The sequence below is a fragment of the Rhodococcus olei genome, assembly GCF_039540555.1.
GTDB classification, from domain to species: domain Bacteria; phylum Actinomycetota; class Actinomycetes; order Mycobacteriales; family Mycobacteriaceae; genus Rhodococcus_G; species Rhodococcus_G olei.
In genome coordinates this window covers 477,448-497,000 of the sequence record NZ_BAABFB010000029.1, presented here as the reverse complement: position 1 = coordinate 497,000, position 19,553 = coordinate 477,448, and the positions used below count along the sequence as shown (strand labels likewise).

At 72.4% G+C, this 19,553-nt stretch carries 16 protein-coding genes; 6 read left to right on the top strand and 10 right to left on the bottom strand.

The features are described from left to right. Positions 1-35 precede the first annotated feature (35 nt). Both ABD951_RS08850 and ABD951_RS08845 read right to left on the bottom strand, forming a co-directional pair. Entirely contained in the window at positions 36-1,445 is a 1,410-nt protein-coding gene (locus ABD951_RS08850; protein WP_345343683.1) for an aldehyde dehydrogenase family protein, read from the bottom strand. A 125-nt stretch (positions 1,446-1,570) separates the two neighbouring features. Further along, on the bottom strand, positions 1,571-2,698 hold the full coding sequence (locus ABD951_RS08845; protein ID WP_345343681.1) for an NDMA-dependent alcohol dehydrogenase: 1,128 nt from the start codon (positions 2,696-2,698) through the stop codon (positions 1,571-1,573). Between the two features lie 192 nt (positions 2,699-2,890). Between ABD951_RS08845 and ABD951_RS08840 the strand changes: the two genes are divergently transcribed. Further along, positions 2,891-3,967, top strand: a complete 1,077-nt coding sequence (locus tag ABD951_RS08840) for an AraC family transcriptional regulator (RefSeq protein WP_345343679.1) — start codon at positions 2,891-2,893, stop codon at positions 3,965-3,967. A 15-nt stretch (positions 3,968-3,982) separates the two neighbouring features. Here the strand turns inward: ABD951_RS08840 and ABD951_RS08835 are convergent, their stop codons facing one another. Next, the gene (locus tag ABD951_RS08835) at positions 3,983-5,287 is read right to left on the bottom strand and encodes a uracil-xanthine permease family protein (protein ID WP_345343677.1); all 1,305 of its coding nucleotides are present in this window, start codon (positions 5,285-5,287) and stop codon (positions 3,983-3,985) included. A 166-nt stretch (positions 5,288-5,453) separates the two neighbouring features. Between ABD951_RS08835 and ABD951_RS08830 the strand changes: the two genes are divergently transcribed. Then, a complete protein-coding gene (locus ABD951_RS08830; RefSeq protein WP_345343675.1) occupies positions 5,454-6,155 on the top strand; it encodes a pyridoxamine 5'-phosphate oxidase family protein in 702 nt (233 codons plus the stop codon). Positions 6,156-6,200: 45 nt separating this feature from the next. Here the strand turns inward: ABD951_RS08830 and ABD951_RS08825 are convergent, their stop codons facing one another. The 3 genes from ABD951_RS08825 to ABD951_RS08815 all read right to left on the bottom strand — a co-directional run bounded on the left by ABD951_RS08825 (position 6,201) and on the right by ABD951_RS08815 (position 10,253). Beyond that, the gene (locus ABD951_RS08825) at positions 6,201-7,391 is read right to left on the bottom strand and encodes a lipase family protein (protein ID WP_425569798.1); all 1,191 of its coding nucleotides are present in this window, start codon (positions 7,389-7,391) and stop codon (positions 6,201-6,203) included. A 79-nt stretch (positions 7,392-7,470) separates the two neighbouring features. Beyond that, the gene (locus ABD951_RS08820) at positions 7,471-8,490 is read right to left on the bottom strand and encodes a PHP domain-containing protein (RefSeq protein WP_345343674.1); all 1,020 of its coding nucleotides are present in this window, start codon (positions 8,488-8,490) and stop codon (positions 7,471-7,473) included. 32 nt (positions 8,491-8,522) lie between these two features. Next, on the bottom strand, positions 8,523-10,253 hold the full coding sequence (locus ABD951_RS08815; protein WP_345343672.1) for a putative PEP-binding protein: 1,731 nt from the start codon (positions 10,251-10,253) through the stop codon (positions 8,523-8,525). A 143-nt stretch (positions 10,254-10,396) separates the two neighbouring features. Here ABD951_RS08815 and ABD951_RS08810 point away from each other — a divergent pair, with 143 nt between their 5' ends. The 4 genes from ABD951_RS08810 to ABD951_RS08795 are packed head-to-tail and all read left to right on the top strand — an operon-like array spanning position 10,397 to position 14,546. Continuing rightward, entirely contained in the window at positions 10,397-11,158 is a 762-nt protein-coding gene (locus tag ABD951_RS08810) for a DeoR/GlpR family DNA-binding transcription regulator (RefSeq protein ID WP_345343670.1), read from the top strand. Further along, positions 11,155-12,180, top strand: coding sequence for a 1-phosphofructokinase family hexose kinase (locus ABD951_RS08805; protein ID WP_345343668.1), 1,026 nt, complete (start codon positions 11,155-11,157; stop codon positions 12,178-12,180). Before ABD951_RS08810 ends, ABD951_RS08805 begins: the two co-directional genes overlap by 4 nt. Before the next feature lie 9 nt (positions 12,181-12,189). Next, positions 12,190-14,238 carry a PTS fructose transporter subunit IIABC gene (locus ABD951_RS08800; RefSeq protein ID WP_345343667.1) on the top strand — a complete coding sequence of 683 codons (2,049 nt, stop codon included), beginning with the start codon at positions 12,190-12,192 and terminating at the stop codon, positions 14,236-14,238. A 50-nt stretch (positions 14,239-14,288) separates the two neighbouring features. Beyond that, on the top strand, positions 14,289-14,546 hold the full coding sequence (locus tag ABD951_RS08795; protein ID WP_345343665.1) for an HPr family phosphocarrier protein: 258 nt from the start codon (positions 14,289-14,291) through the stop codon (positions 14,544-14,546). 40 nt (positions 14,547-14,586) lie between these two features. Here ABD951_RS08795 and ABD951_RS08790 read toward each other — a convergent pair whose 3' ends face one another. The 4 genes from ABD951_RS08790 to dapF all read right to left on the bottom strand — a co-directional run bounded on the left by ABD951_RS08790 (position 14,587) and on the right by dapF (position 19,534). Continuing rightward, a complete protein-coding gene (locus ABD951_RS08790; RefSeq protein WP_345343663.1) occupies positions 14,587-15,948 on the bottom strand; it encodes an alpha/beta hydrolase in 1,362 nt (453 codons plus the stop codon). Positions 15,949-16,018: 70 nt separating this feature from the next. Then, the gene (locus ABD951_RS08785) at positions 16,019-17,113 is read right to left on the bottom strand and encodes a hypothetical protein (protein WP_345343661.1); all 1,095 of its coding nucleotides are present in this window, start codon (positions 17,111-17,113) and stop codon (positions 16,019-16,021) included. Between the two features lie 46 nt (positions 17,114-17,159). Then, positions 17,160-18,599 (bottom strand): GTPase HflX, encoded by a 1,440-nt coding sequence (hflX, locus tag ABD951_RS08780; RefSeq protein ID WP_345343659.1) that lies wholly within the window; start codon positions 18,597-18,599, stop codon positions 17,160-17,162. A 62-nt stretch (positions 18,600-18,661) separates the two neighbouring features. Next, entirely contained in the window at positions 18,662-19,534 is an 873-nt protein-coding gene (dapF, locus tag ABD951_RS08775; RefSeq protein ID WP_345343956.1) for a diaminopimelate epimerase, read from the bottom strand. Positions 19,535-19,553: the final 19 nt, after the last annotated feature.

Below are 19,553 nucleotides of genomic sequence, written 5' to 3'. Positions count from 1 at the left end.
CGGCGCACCACCGGCGGCGGAGCCGCCCCTGTGGGTCATCGCTGGATGGACTTGACCTCGAGGAATTCCTCGAGTCCGTACGCGCCGGCTTCCCGCCCGAGACCGGACTGCTTGTAGCCGCCGAACGGCGCGTTCGGGTTGAAGGCGCCCGCGTTGACCTGGACCTGCCCGGCCCGGATCTGCCGGGCGACCTTCTCGGCTCGTTCCGGCGACCCCCAGACCGCCCCCGCCAGGCCGTAGTCCGTGTCGTTGGCGATGGCGATCGCCTCCTCCTCGGAGTCGTACGCCACGATCGAGAGAACGGGACCGAAGATCTCCTCCTTGTGAATCGTCATGTCCCTGGTGACATCCGAGAACACCGTAGGCCGGACGAACGCGCCGGCGGCGTCGACGTCGACGTCGCCGCCGGTGACCACGCGGGCCCCCTCCTCGATCCCGGTACGGATGAACCCGAGCACCCGCTTCTGCTGGGCTCGCGAGGACAGCGGGCCGACGGCCGTACCGTCGTCGCTCGGATCACCGACCGGAAGCGCATCGGCGGTCGCCTTGGCGAGCGCTTCCACCTCGGCGACCTTGGCGCGCGGAACGATCATGCGAGTCAGCGCGGTGCACGTCTGGCCGGAGTTCATCATCATCATCTGGACCGACACCGGGACGACCGCGGAGAGGTCCGCGTCGTCGAGGATGACGTTGGGGCTCTTGCCGCCGAGTTCCAGCGACACCTTCTTGACGTTGCCGGCCGCGGCCTCCGACACCCGCTTGCCCGCCCCGGTGGATCCGGTGAAACTGACGACGTCCACGTCGTCGTGCCCGGCGATCGCCTCGCCGACCTCGGCGCCGGTACCGAACACGATGTTGAACACGCCCGGCGGCAGCCCGACCTCGTCGATGATCTCGGTCAACGCGATCGCGCACAGCGGCGTCACCTCGCTGGGCTTGACGACGACGGTGTTGCCCGCGGCCAGCCCGTAGGCCACCTTGAGCGCGATCTGGTGCAGCGGGTAGTTCCACGGCGTGATCGCCCCGAGAACGCCGAACGGTTCGCGCACGACCGTCGATCCGCGATGTTCGGTCTCGAACTCGTACTCCCGCACGATGTTCGCGGCCTCCGCGAAACTGTTGATCGGCAGCGGGATCTGGACGGCGCGCGCCACGGAGATCGGGCAACCCATCTCCGACGAGATGATGCGCACGATCTCCTCCGAGCGCTCGGCGAGCTTGCCCGCGATCGCGGTCAGGTGGCCGGCACGCTGCGAGACCGGCGTCGCCGACCAGGCCGGGAAGGCCGCGCGGGCGGCCGCGACCGCGGCGTCGACATCGGCGGCGGTTCCGGCCGTGACCTCGGCGATCACCTCGTCGTTCGCCGGGTTGGTCACGGGGATCCGCGTCGTGCCGCTCGCGGCGGTCCACTTGCCGTCGATGTAGTTGCTGTCGTGGTTCTGCATCGAATTCACGCTCCGGTTCTCTCGATGTCGTTGTGTCGGTGCGGTTGTCGGGCCGGGATCAGCCGAGGTGCCGGGCCCGCCCCGGTCGCCGGCACCGCGGGCGGCGACCGGGGCGGTGGAGGGGCTCAGTGGTCGGCGTCGGAGTAGACGACGACGCCGCGCAGGTTCTTGCCGTCGAACATGTCCTGGTAGCCCTGGTTGATGTCCTCGAGGCGGTATCTCGTCGTGACGAGCTCGTCGAGCTTCAGGTTCCCGGTCCGGTAGAGGTCGAGCAGCTTCGGAATCTGGGTGCGGGGCCCGACGCCGCCGAAGATGGCGCCCTGCACCCGCTTCTGGAGAAGGGTCAGCTCGAACAGGCTGAGGTCGACGACCGACTGCATGGCGTCGCCCATGCCGGTGACGATCACCCGGCCGCCCTTCGCGGTCATGCTCAGCGCCTGCTGGACGTGCTCGCCCTTGATCTCACCGACGGTGATGATCGTGACCTGTGCCATCTTTCCCCAGGTGAGGTCCGGGAGCTCGGCGAGGGCCTCCTCGACGGAGGCGTAGGTGTGGGTGGCCCCGAACTCGAGTGCCCGCTTCCGCTTGAACTCGACCGGGTCGATCGCGACGACGTACCGTGCGCCCGCGTGCTTCGCGCCCTGCACCGAGTTGATGCCGACACCCCCGACGCCCATCACGACCACGGTGTCGCCCGGCCGGGTGTCGCCGATCTCGGTCGCGGATCCCCAGCCGGTGGACACACCGCAGCCGAGCAGCGCCGCGACCTCGAGGGGGATGTCCTTCTCGATCTTGACGACCGATGCCTGGTTCACCGTCACGTAGGGGGCGAAGGTACCGAGCAGGCACATCTGGACGACCGGCCGGCCGTCCTTGGTCACGCGGAAGGTCTTGTCCGAGATGGCCTGCCCCGTCAGCAGTCCGGCGCCCTCGTCGCAGAGATTCTGCAGACCCGTGGCGCACGACGGGCAGATTCCGCAGGCCGGGATGAACGCGAGCACGACGTGGTCGCCCTCGTCGAGACCGGTGACACCGGGGCCGACCTTGGTGACCACACCGGCGCCCTCGTGTCCACCGAGGACCGGCATGAGCGGCACCGGGCTGGCACCCGCGACGACGTGCGCGTCGGAGTGACACAGACCGGACGCGGCCAGTTTGACCTGCACCTCGCCGGCCACCGGATCGCCGAGCTCGACCTCGGTGATCTTCCAGGGTCCACCGACCTCTTCGACGATCGCAGCCTTCACCTTCATGCACAGCCTCCTCGGGTAGCGCGGGCAGGCACGGCCCTGCGCCGCTGTGATGCACATCACTACCAGCACCGTAGGGTTGCCGCCCGGACCACGACAGGACAGTCCCGGCCACAACTCGACAGTTCCGGCCACGACGAGCGCGGCGCGATCGGTCTCGTTGACGCGGCATCGGGGGTCGGCGACACTGGCGCCATGACCTTCGGCACCGGTGCCCTCGACGATGCACCGCTGCCCTCGACGCTCGGCGGGACGTCGACGAACAGGGTCATCGCCGCCACCACGGACCCGTGGGACCACCCGCGGACCGCGGTGTCCGTCGCGATCATGTGCGAGTGGGCGGCGGAGCACGGAATCCCCGCCGAGTCGCTGCTCCGTGGGTCGCACCTCGATCGCGACTCACTGACCGACGTCGAGGCGTTGGTCGAGGCGAGCCAGGAGATGGCGGTGATCCGCAACCTCGTCGCCGCGGCCGGTGACCGGCCGGGGCTCGGCGTCGACCTGGGTCGCCGCTACCATCTGACGGCGTACGGCTATCTGGGATATCTGCTCGCCGCGTCCGCCACCGTCCGCGACACCGTCGAACACGGCCTCCACTTCGCGATCCTGACGTTCGCGTTCTCGACGATGACGGCGCGCATCGATTCCGGCCACCGGTATGTGCTGGCGTTCGAGGCGCGGGACGTCCCGGAGGACATTCGGCGCTTCGTCGTCGAGCGGGACCTCACCGCGGTCGTCCAGATCCAGCGCGACACGTTCCCGGGACCGGACGACGTTCCACTACTGGAGATCCGGCTCGCCGACGAGGGGGCCGACGATGCGGTCCACCGCGACCATTTCCGCCTTCCGGTGTCCTTCGGTGCGGGATGCAGTGAGATCGTCTACGACGCCGCGTATCTCGACCAGGTGCCTCCGATGGCGAACGCACACACGACGCAGTTGATGGTCGCGCAGTGCGAACGGATCCGTGCCGAGCGACTGCACCGTACCGGCGTCGCCGCCCGGGTTCGAGCGCATCTGCTCGACCGGTCCTCACTCGACCTCACGCTCGAGGACGTGGCACAACACCTGCACTACGCCCCGCGGACGCTGCGCCGGCATCTGGAACACGAGGGCACGACGTTCCGGACCCTCCTGGACGAGGTGCGCCGCAGCGTTGCCGAGAATCTCCTCCGCGCTCGCACGATCTCGCACTCCGAGATCGCGCGTCGGCTCGGCTACCAGGACTGGTCGAGCGTGGTGCGCGCCCGCAGGCGCTGGCGCCGTACGTGACCGGCGCCGGCGCCGCTAACGCCGAAGGCGCGCCAGCCGCCGCATCAGCGGGTAGCCGACGAGGATGCCGATCGACCCCCACGCGATGCCGCCGAGTTCGACGGATCCGATCGAGAGGGTCAGGTTCCCGATGCCGGCGACGAGTGCCGCCGCGACCACGGTCAGGTTCACCGGATCGGTGAAGTCGACCTTCGCATCGGTCCAGATCCGCACACCCAGGATCCCGATCAGGCCGTACAGCACCAGGGTCGCTCCGCCGATCACGCCGTCCGGCACCGTGAACACCAGTGCCCCGAACTTCGGCGAGAACGCCAGCACGACAGCCGTCGCCGCGGCGACCCAGTAGGCGGCGGTCGAGTACACCCGGGTCGCCGCCATCACCCCGATGTTCTCCGCGTAGGTCGTCGTGCCGGATCCGCCGCCGGCACCGGCGAGAGTCGTCGCGAGGCCGTCGGCGAACAGCGCGTCACCGGCGATCGCGTCGAGGTTGCGGCCCGTCATCGCCGAGACCGCCTTGACGTGCCCGACGTTCTCGGCGATCAGCACGATCACCACCGGCAGCGCCAGCGCGATCACCGACCACCGGAACTCCGGGCCGCGCAGATGGGGCAGCCCCACCCAGGCCGCCTCGTGCAGCGCGTCCAGGCGCTCGGCGGCGAGTGCGCCGGTGAGCGCCGCGAACACCCACCCGATCACGACCCCGACGAGGATGCCGAGCCGGCCCAGCAATCCGGGCCCGACCGCGGTGACGACGAGCACCGCCACGAGCGTGACCGCCGCGACGAGGGGCTGGGCCTCGAACGACCCGACCGCCGACGGCGCGAGGTTGAGACCGATCAGCATCACCACCGCGCCGGTGACCACGGGCGGCATCACCGCGTCCAGCACGTGCGCGCCGGCGAGTTTCACGAGCAGGCCGACGAGCATCAGCACCACGCCCACGGACAGCACCGCACCGAGTTGCGCGGCAGGGCCGTCCGCGGCGGACGCGGTGAGCGGCGCGATGAACGCGAACGACGACCCCAGATAGCTGGGCACCCGCCCGCGGGTGATCAGCAGGAACAGCACCGTGCCGACACCCGAGAACAGCAGGGTGGTGGTCACCGGGAACCCGGTGATCGTCGGTACCAGCAGCGTCGCGCCGAACATGGCGATCACGTGCTGCATCCCGATGCCGACCGTCCGGGGCCAGCTCAACCGTTCGTCGGGTGCGACGACGACGCCGTCGGTGATCGCCTTGCCGTCGCCGTGCAGGCTCCATCCCAGACCGGCGGGACGCAGCCGTGCCGCCCATGTCGTGGCACTCTCTCGCTTGGTCACGAGGCAAATACTGTCACAGCAAATGCCGGGTGACGGCGGCGCTTTCGGCGGCCGCCACGAGCGAAGCCCGACGCGGACGGTCGCTGCGGCGGGCCCGTTCCCCGGCTAGCGTTACCGGATCCGCACCCGTCGCCGGCGGGTGGGTCCAACTGTCCCGAGGAGCTTCATGACCATTCGTGACACCGTGGGGAGTGTCGGCGAACATGAACTGCAGCGCGAGTACGGCACGGCCGATCGCGCGGCACGGTTCTATTCCGATCAGGTTCTCGCGCACCTGAACCCGGCGATGATCGAATTCACCGGCCGGCAGGAGATGGCGTTCATCGCGACGTCGGACTCGCGGGGCGAGTGCGACTCGACGTTCCGGGCGGGCGCACCGGGATTCATCCACGTGATCGACCCGCACACGCTGGCGTATCCGGAGTACCGCGGCAACGGGGTGATGGCCAGCCTCGGCAACATCCGGGAGAACCCGCATGTCGGCATCCTGATGATGGATTTCGTGCACGACCTGATCGGGCTGCACGTCAACGGCAGTGCCCGCATCGTCGAGGATCCGGAGCTGCGTGCCACGGTGCCGGACCTGCCCGACGACCACAGCGGCGGCCGGACACCCGAGCGGTGGGTGGTCGTCGACGTCGAGGAGGCGTACATCCACTGCCGCAAGCACATTCCGCGGATGAAGCCGGTGACCACGAAGCGGGACTGGGGTACCGACGACACCCGCCGCAAGGGCGGCGACTTCTTCGACGCGAAGGCCACCTCGCGCGAGAGCCCGCGTGGCGCGACCGCCGACTCGAAGGTGGTGGTCCCCGATCCCGCGCCGCGCCGGCGCGCCCGCCGGACCGCGGCGGCGGTCGAGAAGTAGGCCCGCCGCCGGCGGTGACGTGGGGTCACCGCCGGCGGCGCGGGGTCAGCTGCCGAACGACGGCGCAGGGGGTGTGCCGTCGAAGAGCGCACGCACGAACGGCACCGTGTCGACCAGCGAGGCGGCCATCGTGCCGCTGTGGTCGGTCGGGTAGGTCTTGAACGTCACCGGCTGCCCGTTCCGCGCGAGCGTGCTGCCGAGCAGCAGCGTCGACGGCATGATGATGTCGGTGTCCTTCAGCCCCTGACCGATGAAGAACGGCTTGTCGTAGCCGGATTCGGGGACGCCCATGTAGTCGGTGAGCAGCCCGTGCACGTTCGGGATCGTCGACAGCGGCTTCGCGAACAGCGACCCGAGCACCAGCCCGCGGACCGACTCCTCGAACGGTTCGATGCACTGGGACTCGGCCTTCGCGAGCCACTGCTTGCCGGTGTCGTTGAGCAGCGACGGGATGTTCACCTCGGGGTGGGCGGCGTTCAACCCGGCGAGGATGTAGAGGCCGTACGCGGTCAGACCGGCGGGCAGCGCGATCGGGGGCACACCCGGGCCGGCGACCGCGACGATGTTCTCGATGTAGGCGGGCACCCCGGTGCCGACCGCGCCGCGGTAGTCGAGTGCGGGGCCGCCGAATTCGGTGGCGTAGCGCGCGGTGGTGATCGCGGCGCCGCCGCCCTGCGACTGCCCGATCGTCACCCACCGGGTCGACAGGCTGGGCTCGGCGTTGCGGCCCGCCTTGACCATGTCGACGACACTGTGCGCCTCGGCCCGGCCGTCGAGGTACGGCATCGTGCCGGGCGTGCCGAGACCGGCGTAGTCGCTGGCGACGATCGCGTACCCCTGCGACAGCCAGGTGCCGAGGTAGGCGAAGTCGCGGTCGCGCGCGGCCGGGCCCACCACCGACGGGGCGCAGTCGTCGCCGAGTCCGACCGTGCCGTGGGCCCACGAGATCACCGGCCAGCCGCCGGCGGGCGCCTGGCCCGCGGGGACGAACACGGTGCCGGTGCTCAACGCGGGTGCGCCGTTCGCGCCGGTGGTCCAGTACGTCAGCTTCTGTGCGTGAGCGGTGCCGGGGTACCAGAGGTCCTGGGGCAGGGGCGCGGTCTCGGTGACGGTGCCGGGCTCGGTGGACCCGGGTGCGGCGATCGCCGGCGCGGCGCCGAGCACGGCGCCGCCGACGGCGACGGCCAGGGCCAGCGCCCAGGCGCGGGATCGGATCGAGGTGCTGCGGGTGCTCACGGCGCTCCTTCTGCAGGACGGGGCCGATCTCGGGGGATGCGGCCGACGCGACGACAGTACGAGTTGCTTGACCGGACGGTCAAGCAATTCTTTCGGCGGACCACGACAGGAGCCGGTCGGCGCCCCAGGTGTTGACGATCCGGTCCGCGGGAACACCGCACGCCTGCGCCCGTTCGCAGCCGTAGCCCTGGAAGTCGAGCTGTCCGGGCGCGTGGGCGTCGGTGTCGATCGCGAACAGGCAGCCGCGTTCGAGGGCGAGGCGGATCAGCCGCGACGGCGGGTCCCGGCGTTCGGGGCGGCTGTTGATCTCGACCGCCGTGCCGAACTGCCTGCAGGCCTCGAACACGACCTCCGCGTTGAACGTCGACTCCCGGCGGGTACCCCGGCCACCCTCGACGAGCCGGCCCGTGCAGTGCCCCAGCACGTCGACGAGCGGATTGGCGACCGCCCGCACCATCCGCCGGGTCATCGCGTCGTGATCCATCGCCAGCTTCGAATGCACGCTCGCGACGACGATGTCGAGGTCGGCCAGCAGGTCCGGGTCCTGGTCGAGCGTGCCGTCGTCGAGGATGTCCACCTCGATCCCGGTCAGGATCCGGAACGGCGCGAGCTCGCCGTTGAGTTCGGCGACCACGTCGAGCTGGCGACGCAGCCGCTCGGCGGTGAGCCCGTTCGCGACGGTCAGCCGCGGCGAGTGGTCGGTCAGCGCGCAGTACTCGTGACCGATCAGGGCCGCGCGGCGCATCATCTCGCCGATCGGGCTGCCGCCGTCGGACCAGTCGGAGTGGGTGTGCAGGTCCCCGCGCAGCGCCGCGAGGAGCTCGCGGCCGCCCGCGCCGATCTGCTGCGCCGCGTCCTTCACCTCGATCAGGTACTCCGGCACCCGGCCGGCCCAGGCCTGCGCGACGACCGCCGCCGTCTTCGGTCCGATGCCGGCGAGCGCGGTCCACGTGTCGGTGCGGCCGAACCGCTCCCGCTGCTCGGGGGTCAACGCCTCGACGACGTCCGCGGCGCGGCGGTAGGCGCGCACCCGATGGGTCTCGGCCCGGCCCCGCTCGAGCCAGAACGCGATCTCCCGCAACGCCTCGACGGGGTCCATCACCCCATCCTGGGCCATCGCCCCCGACCCAGCTACCCGGCGAGGATGTGCGCGGCGCGCTCCCGGGCGGTCCGGGGGTCGGCGGCACCGAGCGCCGCCTCGGCCGCACGGCGGCACCGGTCGAGGTCCACCTCGGACAGCGCGGACCCGGTGGCCGCGACCGCGGTGGCCGCCATCGACAGCGAGGTGACACCGAATCCGGCCAGCACACAGGCGAGCAGCGGGTCGGCAGCGGCCTCGCCGCAGACACCGACCGCCTTGCCTGCCCGCGCACCGTCGGCGGCAGTCCGCGCCACCAACGCCAGCACCGCGGGCTGCCACGGGTCGCTCAGCGGTGCCAACGCGGCCGACAGCCGGTCCGCCGCCATCGTGTACTGGGTCAGATCGTTGGTGCCGAGCGAGAGGAAGTCGACGTGCTCGAGCATCCGGTCGGCCAGCAGCGCCGCCGCCGGGACCTCGACCATCACACCCGGCACCAGTTGCCGTGCCCGGGCCGCAGCGGCGAACTCCGCGGCCTCGGCGACCGTCGCGATCATCGGGGCCATCACCAGCACCGACGCGGTCGATCCCCGTGCGGCGAGCGCGATCGCGTCCAGCTGCCGGTCCAGGATTCCCGGGTCCTGTGCGGCGATCCGGTAGCCGCGCACCCCGAGGGCCGGATTGGGTTCGTCGGCCGGGCCGGCGAACCTCAGCGGCTTGTCCGAGCCTGCGTCGAGGGTCCGGACGACGACCTTCCGTCCGGCGAACGCGTCGAACACCTCGCGGTAGATCCGCGCCTGCTCCTCGACCGACGGCTCGCTGTCGCGGTCCAGGAACGCCAGTTCCGTGCGGAACAGGCCGACCCCCTCGGCCGCGGACCCGGCGGCGGCCGCGCGGGCCCCGGCGCCGTCCTGCACGTTCGCGAGCACCGCCACCGGGTGACCGTCGCGGGTGCGTCCGGGACCGGTCCAGGACGCGGTACGCCGTCGGAGCGCGGCGGCGTCGGCGACCTGGTCCGCCGCACGCTCGGGAGCCGGGTCGATCTCCACCCGGCCGGCACCCCCGTCCACCAGCACCGGTGTGCCGGTTCCGATGTCGTCGAGGCCGGTGACCCCGACCACGCACGGGATGCCCAACTGCCGGGCGATGATCGCGGTGTGGCTGGTCGGGCCGCCGAGCGTGATCGCGATCGCCGACACCAGGGCCGGGTCCAGGACGGCGGTGTCGGCCGGGGCCAGGTCCCGCGCCAGCAGCACCGACGGCACCGCGGGGGTCGGGATGCCCGGCTCCTGGACACCGAGCAGTTCGGCGACCACCCGGTCCCGCACGTCGAGCAGGTCGGTCACCCGTTCGGCCATCAGGCCGCCGAGCTTCGTGAACACCGCCACGAACTGCTCGGTGGCGGACGCGGCGGCGGACGCGGCGTCCGCACCACCGTCGACGAGGGCGGACGCGGCACCGAGCCAGCCCCGGTCGGTGGCCAGCGCGGCGGTGGCCCGCAGCACCTCCGCCCCGGCGCCGTCGGCGGACTCGGCGCGGGCGAGGAGCCGCGCGGACACCACGTCGGCGGCGGCGAGGAACCGCTGCTTCTCCGCGGCGCGCGCGTCCTCGGGCAGATCGGCGCCGCGCGTGGGCACGTCCGGTCGAGTGCCCGGCCGGACCACCGGCCCGTACCCGACGCCGGGCACCACGGGCGTCCCGACCAACACCGACGCGGTCTCCCGCGCCGGGTCGGCACCACCGCCCACCTGCGGCGCGACCCGTCCCGCCCCCAACCCGTTCATGCGCGCTCCTCGACTCGACTCCATCACGTCTCCCAGATCACTCAACACCGGCACTGTGACCAGGGTTACTCCAACCCATTGACATGTCAACACATCCAGGCGTAAAACAACATAAACCAACATTCATTCGGGCAGGAGGTCACATGTACGCCGAGGAGCGACAGCAGGCGATCGCGGGGCTGATCAGCCAGCGCGGTCGGGTCTCGGTCACCGACCTCGCCGACACCTACGAGGTGACCACCGAGACCGTCCGCCGCGATCTCGCAGCGCTCGACCGACTCGGTCTGATCCGACGCGTGCACGGCGGCGCCGTCTCGGCGGCGGCCATCACGCTGGGCGAGACGGTCCTGAGCGAACGCGAACACAGCAACGCGCAGGCGAAGGACCGCATCGCCGCCGCCGCGGTCGCCTACCTGCCGGGACAGGGCGGCAGCGTCATCCTCGACGCAGGCACCACCACCGCCCGGATCGCGCCACTGCTTCCCCTCGACCGCGAGCTGACCGTGGTGACCAACTCCATCCCGGTCGCCGCGCGCTGCGCGGGCAAGCACAACCTGCAGGTGCTCGGCGGCCGGGTCCGCGGCGTCACCCAGGCGGTGGTCGGCGACCAGGCCGTGACCACCCTCGCCGGTCTCCGCGTCGACGTCGCCTTCGTCGGGACCAACGCCCTGACCGCCGGCCACGGGTTGTCCACCCCCGACCCCGACGAGGCCGCCGTCAAGAAGGCGCTGGTGCGGTGCGCCAACCTCGTCGTGGTGGTCGCCGACTCGAGCAAGGTCGGCCGGGAGGATCTGGTGAGCTTCGCCTCCGTCGACGCCATCGACGTGCTGGTGACGGACAACGACCTCGATCCCCGCGCCCACACCGAGTTCGAGGCGCACGGCATCGAGGTCGTGGTCGCGTGATCGTCACCCTGACCGCCAACCCCAGTCTCGACAACACCGTCGAACTGGCCACCCGCCTCGAGCGCGGCGCGGTGCACCGCGCGACCGCCACCAGCACCGATCCCGGAGGCAAGGGCGTCAACGTCGCCCGCGTCATCGCCGCGGCGCAGTACCCGACGCTCGCGATCCTGCCCGCCCGCGCCGAGGACGCCCTGGTCACCGCGCTCACGGACCGGGGCATCGCCCACCGGCTGGTGCCGACCGCCGGTCCGGTGCGCAGCAACCTGACGATCACCGAACCGGACGGCACCACCACCAAGCTCAACGAGCCGGGACATCCGCTCGACGAGGCCCAACTCGAGGCACTCACGGGCCTGCTCACCGAGCACGTCCCGGACGCCGGATGGGTCGCGCTGTGCGGCTCGCTCCCGCCGGGCGCACCCGACGACTGGTACGGACGACTCGTACGGGCGTTGCGGCCGCTGCCGTGCGCGATCGCGATCGACACCTCCGACGTCCCGCTGCGCGCCCTCGCCGCGGGCTTCCCCGACACCGCGCCCGACCTGGTGAAGCCGAACTCGGAGGAGCTGTCCCAGCTGACCGGCTGCGACGCCGCCTCGCTCGAGGCCGCCGCCGCCGCCGGGGACCCGGGCCCGACCGTACGGGCCGCACGCGCCCTGCTCGACCGGGGTGTCGGGACCGTGCTGGTCACGCTCGGCTCCGCGGGCGCGGTCCTCGCGACCGCCGACGGCGCCTGGTTCGCCCGCGCCCCGCGGATCACTCCGCGCAGCACCGTCGGCGCCGGCGACGCCTCGCTCGCCGGCTACCTCCTGGCCGACGTGGCCGGGGACGACCCGGAACGAGCACTGCAACTCGCGGTCGCCTACGGCACCGCCGCCGCCGGACTGCCCGGCACCGCACTCCCCCGGCCCGACCAGGTCGACCGCGACGCGGTCACCGTCACCGCGCTCGACGCCCCGAATCCCACCGTCGGGGCCGCTGCACCATCCACCACGGTCGCCGATCCGGCCGCCGAGCACTGAGGACCCGCCATGTCCACTCCCCCCGCAGAATCCCCCGCGATCATCACCACCGACCTGATCGCGCTCGACGCCGACCTGGGCACCGAATCGGGAACTGTCATCGAGTCGCTCGCGGACCGGCTCGCCGGCGCCGGGCGTACCACCGATGCGGCCGCCCTCCGCGACGCCGCGCTCGCCCGCGAGGCGCAGTCCGCGACCGGGCTCCCCGGCGGCATCGCGATCCCGCACTGCCGGTCCGCGGCCGTCACCGCGGCCTCCCTCGGATTCGCCCGGCTGCAGCCGAAGGCGGACTTCGGTGCACCCGACGGGCCCGCCGACCTCGTCTTCCTGATCGCCGCACCCGAGGGGGCCGGAGCCGAGCACATGAAACTGCTCTCCGGTCTGGCCCGCGCGCTCGTCCGGCCCGAGTTCGTCGCGTCGCTGCGCGCGGCACCCGATGCCGACGCCGTCGTCGGTCTGGTGCACGAGGCGCTCGGCCTCGAGGTGCCCGGACCGGCCGCACCCACCCCGACCCCTGCCCCTGCCCCTGCCCCTGCCCCGACCGCACCCGTGGCCGCTCCGCCGGACGCGGAACGCTACATCGTCGCGGTCACCGCCTGCCCCACCGGCATCGCGCACACCTACATGGCCGCCGACTCGCTGGTCGCGGCCGGCGATCGGGCGTCGGTGCCGGTGCGGGTGGAGACCCAGGGCTCGAGCGGCGGCACGTCGCTGAGCCCCGAGGTGATCGCCGGCGCGGCCGCCGTCATCTTCGCCACCGACGTCGGGGTCAAGGGCCGCGAACGATTCGCGGGCAAGCCCGTGGTCGCGGCCGGCGTCAAGCGCGCGATCAACGAACCGGACACGATGGTCGCCGAGGCGGTCCGGGCGGCCGACGACCCGACCGCCGCCCGGGTCACCGGACCGGCGAGCCCCGCGGACACGGCCGGCCGGGCCGCATCGGACGTCGGCTGGGGCACCCGGCTGCGGCAGATCCTGCTGACCGGCGTGAGCTACATGATCCCGTTCGTCGCGGCCGGCGGCCTGCTGATCGCACTCGGGTTCCTGTTCGGCGGCTACGAGATCGGCAACAGCAGCAAGGACATCGTTCTCGACAACTCGCTGTGGAATCTGCCCGACGGCGGGTTCGGCACGTATCTGGGCGCCGTCCTGTACCAGATCGGGTCGCTGGCGTTCGGCTTCCTCGTCCCGGCACTCGCCGGGTACATCGCGTTCGCGATCGCCGACCGCCCCGGTCTCGCACCCGGATTCACCGCAGGCGCGGTCGCCGTGTTCGTCGGTGCGGGCTTCATCGGCGGCCTGGTCGGCGGCATCATCGCCGGATTCGCGGCGCTGTGGATCGGCCGGCTCCGGGTACCGCAGGTCCTCCGCGGACTGATGCCGGTGGTCGTCATCCCGCTGTTCGCCACGCTGGCCGTCGGAGCACTGATGTTCATGGTGCTGGGCCGTCCGCTCGCCGCGATCACCAGCGGCCTGACCAGCTGGCTCAGTGGCATGTCCGGCACCTCCGCGGTCGTGCTCGGCGTCATCCTCGGCCTGATGATGTGCTTCGACCTCGGTGGCCCGGTCAACAAGGCGGCCTACGCCTTCGCGGTCGCCGGGCTCAGTGTCGCCGACCCCGCCACCCTGCGGATCATGGCCGCGGTGATGGCGGCAGGCATGGTTCCGCCGCTCGCGATGGCGCTGGCGTCGACCGTGCGCCCGGGCCTGTTCAGCGAGGCGGAGCGGGAGAACGGCAAGGCGGCCTGGTTCCTCGGCGCCGCGTTCATCTCCGAAGGCGCCATCCCGTTCGCGGCGGCGGACCCGCTGCGGGTGATCCCGTCGATGATGGCGGGCGGCGCCGTCACCGGCGCGTTGATCATGGCCACCAACGTCACCCTCAGCGCCCCGCACGGCGGGATCTTCGTCCTCTTCGCGATCGGCAACATCGCCTGGTTCCTGATCTCGATCGTCGCAGGCACTGTTGTCGCCGCGGGCGCGGTGGTGCTCGCGAAGCAGTTCGTGCGCCGCCGCACCGCGACGCCGTCAGCGGACGACCTGGTCCCGGCCACCGCCTGAGCGCCCCCACCCGAAGCCCCACCGACAACCCACCCCAGGAAAGGTCCATCATGCCCAGCACCACCGTCGCCGTCGGCTCCTCCATCGGCCTGCACGCCCGCCCCGCCGCCGTCATCGCCGATGCCGTCACCTCCGCCGGAGTCCCGGTCACCCTGTCGGTCGCCGGCGGCGACCCCGTCGATGCGGGGTCGGCGCTGATGATCATGACCCTGGGCGCGACGCAGGGCGTCGAGGTGACCGTCACCAGCGACGACCAGTCCGCCGTCGACACGGTCGCCGAACTCGTCGCCGCCGATCTGGACGCGTGAGCTTCGTCGGGCCGGCACCCTCGTGCCGGCCCGACGAACCTCACGGCGCGAGCAGCCCGGTGCGAACGGCGATCCAGTCGAGTTCACGGGCGAACGCCGGCGTCCACACCCGGCCGCTGTGCGGACCGGGCAGCTCGTAGTAGCGCACGTCCATCCCGGCGGCCGCCGCGGCGGCGTACATCCGCTGCTGCTGGGGCCGGTACTCGTCGTCGTCCTCCCCCGCCACGAACACCCCCACCGCGGCCGGTCGCGCCCCGCCGGTGAGCTCGTCGCGTGCACTGACGGCCGCGAACGCGCGCTCGTCGCCGCCGTATGTCGCGGCCACGGTCTCGGTGTGGTCGCCGAGCGACGGCTCGTCCTGACCGGAGATGTCGAGGAAGGTCGGGTAGACGTCCGGCCGGTTGACGGCCAACTGCACCGCGCAGGTGCCGCCGTACGAGTAGCCGCCGATCGCCCACGCCCGCGGATCGGCGTCGACCTGCAGGTTCTCCGCAGCCCACGCGGGGACGTCGGCGGCGAGGTAGGTCTGGACGTTGCCGAGCCGCGAGTCGAGGCACAGCGGCACCGCGTCGTCGGCGCCCAGGGCGTCGGGCACGATCACGACCGGCGCCAGTCCCTGATGGGCGGCCGCGAACCGGGACACGATGTCGGCCAGCCCGATCCCGAGCCAGTCGTCGGGTTTGCCGGGGTTGCCCGCGACGAGCACCAGCACCGGCAGCAGCGGACGCGGCGAGTCCAGGTAGGCCGGCGGGAGGTACACCAGCGCGGGCCGGGCCGCGAACCCCGAACGCGCGCCGGGGATCGTCACGTGCGTCAGGAGCCCGTCCCGGGTGGCGCGCAGCGGGGGTCGCCACACCCGCGCCACCGGCGTCCCGGACAGCACCCGGTGCTGGGGCCCGGGGACGGCGTCGAAGTCCACGAACTGCACGGCCGCCGGTGGCCGATGCCCCACGACCGATCCGAGCGTCGGGTACCGGCCGGTGTCCCGGTTGACCACGACCACCGCGGTCACCGACAGGGCCGCGGCCGCGACGACCGCGACGGCGCCGTCGGCCCCGATCACGCGGCCCGGGGACAGCGGCACCGGGCGACCGCGGCGGGACGCCACCGCCGCACCCGCGGCACACGTCCCGGCCACGGCGACCGCGACGGCCGCGATGCCGACCTCGGACAACTGCAACGGCAGTGGACGGCCCACCGCCCACACGACGCCGGCGGCGCCGAGTGTGCCTGCGACCGCCGCGGCGCCGGCGATGCCCAGCGCACGACGCGACGACCGGCGCGCCGCGACGAGCAGCACCACGAGCGCGACCGCGCCGACGAGGGCCACCGTCGCCGTCGCGACGGGGCCGACCAGCGAGAGTCGCGACAGCGAGCTCAGCAGCGCGTGGGTGTCGGGCACCGGGTCAGTATCGGTCCACCCGGCCGGCGAATCGAATCGGACGTCGGAGGGCACCCGGTCGGGCCGGGCCTCAGGCGTCGCCGCGCCGTGACCGGACGACCAGGGCGCCGCCGACGAGCGCCGCCCCGACCCCGGCACCCGCGGCGATGGCCGCGACCGTGTTCGGTGCACCGCCCGCGCTCGCGGCCCGGGGTTCCGGCTCCGCGGGCGGCAGCGGCACCAGGCCGGTCGCGCCGCGGAGCACCAGGATCGCGGGCAGCGGACCGTCCGCGGCTTCGGATGCGCTGAGCAGGTCCCCGGACGGGGTGAACGCGACGGCTTCGCCCTGCGGCTGTCCCGGCATCGGCACCCGGATCGGTGTCGCGCCGGTCAGCGCGGCGACGATGTCGCCGTCCGGGGCCGGGTAGAGGTAGATGTCGGTGTAGGTGCGCAGCGCGACCACGCGCCCGTCGGCGCTGACCGCACCGCCGGTGACGAGGGTGGACGCGGCACCCGGCACCGGCAGCGGTCCACCGGGGGTGTCGGTCGGGCCGAGCCGGATCCGCCCGACCCGGCGCAGTGCGGTCGGCCCGGGACCGGACAGGTCGGCGACCGTCTCGCCGCCGGCGGTGGTGTAGATCCCGGAATCCGCGAGCAGTTCCTTCGTGACGACCACAGGCCGGCCGTCGCGCCCGATCAGCAGGGCCTCCGCGTCGTGCGCGCCGTCCGGGTAGGTCAGGACCCGGCTGGTGCCCGCCCCGGTGGCCGGGTCCATCTCGGTCAGCGCGACCGAGGTGCGGACCCTGTTGTTGTCCCCGGTGTCCGCGAGCCAGAGCCTGCCGCCGGAGCGCGCCAGGTCCTCGACGTCCACCGGCGTGCCCGGGACCGGCAGCGAACCGGCGACCTCGCAGTCCGCGCCGAGGACCCACAGCGTGCGGTCGGTGCCGCTGTCGCCGATCGCGAACATCCGGGTGCCGTCGACGGCCAGGCCGGACAGCTCCGCCAGCCCGGGTTCCGTTGGCGTGCACAAGGTCTCGAAGTGCGCGTCCACGACGCCGGAGGACCCGGCCGACCCGGTGGCCGATCCCTGCGCGGCCGCCGGGGCCGCGGTCAGGATCGCCGATCCGATCGCGGTCAGTGCGAGCACCGTCACCCGCCTGCGGGCACCGCCGTCCGATCCGGTCATTCCCCGTGTCCTCCTCGGTGTCGGGCAGCGGCACCGGGGTGCGCTGCTACACGGCGCTGCGACGGTACCGGTCGAGGGCGGAGGCCAGCGCCGGGGGCACCTTCGCGCGGACCAGTGTGCCCTCCGCCTCGTGCGAGGACCCGAGAATCCGCCCATCCGTGTGGATCCGGGCCACCAGGTCGCCCCGCGTGTACGGGAGCAGCACCTCGACCTCGACCTCCGGTGGGCTGACCATCTCCGCGAGGGTGTCGCGCAGGTCCTCGATGCCCTCCCCGGTGCGCGCCGACACGAACTTCGCACCCGTCAGCAGCCCCCGCAACTGGGTCAGGGTGATCGGGTCGGCCGCGTCGATCTTGTTGACCACCAGCAGTTCCGGAGGCGGCGGCGCGTCGGACTCGCGGAGCACGTCGGTGATCACCTCCCGCACCGCCTTGATCTGGTCGGTGGGCAGCGGGTCCGAGCCGTCGACGACGTGCAGCAGCAGGTCGGCGTCGGTGACCTCCTCGAGCGTCGACCGGAACGCCTCGACCAGCTGGGTCGGCAGGTGCCGCACGAACCCCACGGTGTCGGTGAGCACGTACTGCCTGCCGTCGGCGAACTCCGCCTTGCGGGTGGTCGGGTCGAGGGTCGCGAACAGCGCGTCCTGGACCAGCACACCGGCACCGGTCAGGGCGTTGAGCAGGCTCGACTTGCCGGCGTTGGTGTAGCCGACGATCGCGACCGACGGGGTGTCGCTGCGCAGGCGGCGGGTGCGTTTGGTGTCGCGGGCGGCCTTCATCGCCTTGATCTCGCGACGCAACCGGGCCATGCGCTCACGGATCCGGCGACGGTCGGTCTCGATCTTCGTCTCGCCGGGGCCACGCAGACCCACACCGCCGTTGCTGCCGGCACGGCCACCGGCCTGCCGGGACATCGACTCACCCCAGCCGCGCAGTCGCGGCAGCATGTACTCCATCTGGGCGAGCGCGACCTGCGCCTTGCCCTCGCTGGACGTGGCGTGCTGGGCGAAGATGTCGAGGATCAGTGCGGTCCGGTCGATGACCTTGACCTTCACGACCTTCTCCAGGGCGGTCAGCTGGGCGGGCGTGAGTTCACCGTCGCAGATGACGGTGTCGGCGCCGGTCGCGAGCACCACCTCACGCAGCTCGTCGGCCTTGCCGGACCCGATGTAGGTCGCGGCGTCGGGTTTGTCGCGACGCTGGACGAGGCCCTCGAGAACCTCGGAGCCGGCGGTCTCGGCGAGCGCGGCGAGTTCGGCCATGCTGGCGTCGGCCTGGGCCGCGGTGCCGGAGGTCCAGACGCCGACCAGCACGACCCGTTCCAGGCGCAGCTGCCGGTACTCGACCTCGGTGACGTCGGTGAGTTCGGTGGACAGCCCCGCCACCCGGCGCAGCGCGCTGCGGTCGTCCAGTTGCATCTCGCCGACCGACGGGTCGTGACCCGTCCGATCGAACTCCGCGGAGTGGTGGTCGGCTGTGTTCGTCATGATGTCTGATTTCGTCATACAACGCCCATGGTCCCACGTCCGACCACCGCCCCGCATCCGGATTACCCGCCGAGCGCCGCCCACCACACGTCGTCGATGCTGCCTGCCGCGACCAGAACGGACGGTCCCCGCAGTGTCGCCTTGCCGTCGGTGATCGTGACGGTGACCTCGCCACCGGGCACCCTGACCCGGACCTCGCCCTCGGTGCGGTCCTCGGCGCGCAGGGCCGCGGCCGCCGCGGCGACGGTCCCGGTGCCGCAGGACCGGGTCTCCCCGACACCGCGTTCGAACACCCGCATGTCGACGGCGCCGTCGGAGATCGCGGTGAGGATCTCGACGTTGACGCCGCTGCCGAAGAACGCGGTGTCGAACACCGGAGCCTCGGTCAGGTCGAGGGCCGCGAGCGTCTCGGCGGTCAGGGTGTCGGACACGCACGCCAGGTGCGGGTTGCCGACGTCGATGCCCAGCCCGGTGAACTCGGTGCCTGCGACGGTGGCGGTCGAGGTTCCGAGGTCCCGCACCCGGCCCATGTCGACGGTCACGTCGGCGGTCGCGCCCGCCACCCTGTGCACGACGACCGGACGTGCGCCGGCCCGGGACCCGACCACGAACTCGTCGGCCAGCTCGAGACCCGACGCGCGCAGGAAGTGCGCGAACACCCGAACCCCGTTGCCGCACATCTCGGCAACCGACCCGTCGGCGTTGCGGTAGTCCATGAACCAGTCGTCGGCCCCGACACCGGACGGGAGGGTGTCCAGCACCCCGGCCTGCTTCAGCGCGCCGGCGCGGGCGACCCGCAGCAGCCCGTCGGCGCCGAGACCGCTGCGCCGGTCGCACAACGTCGACACCCGCTCGGTCGTCAGGTCGAGTTCGACGTCCAGGTCGGGCAGCACGACGAAGTCGTTCTCCGTGCCGTGACCCTTGCTGAACTGCATGGCGGCCATGCTACCGAGG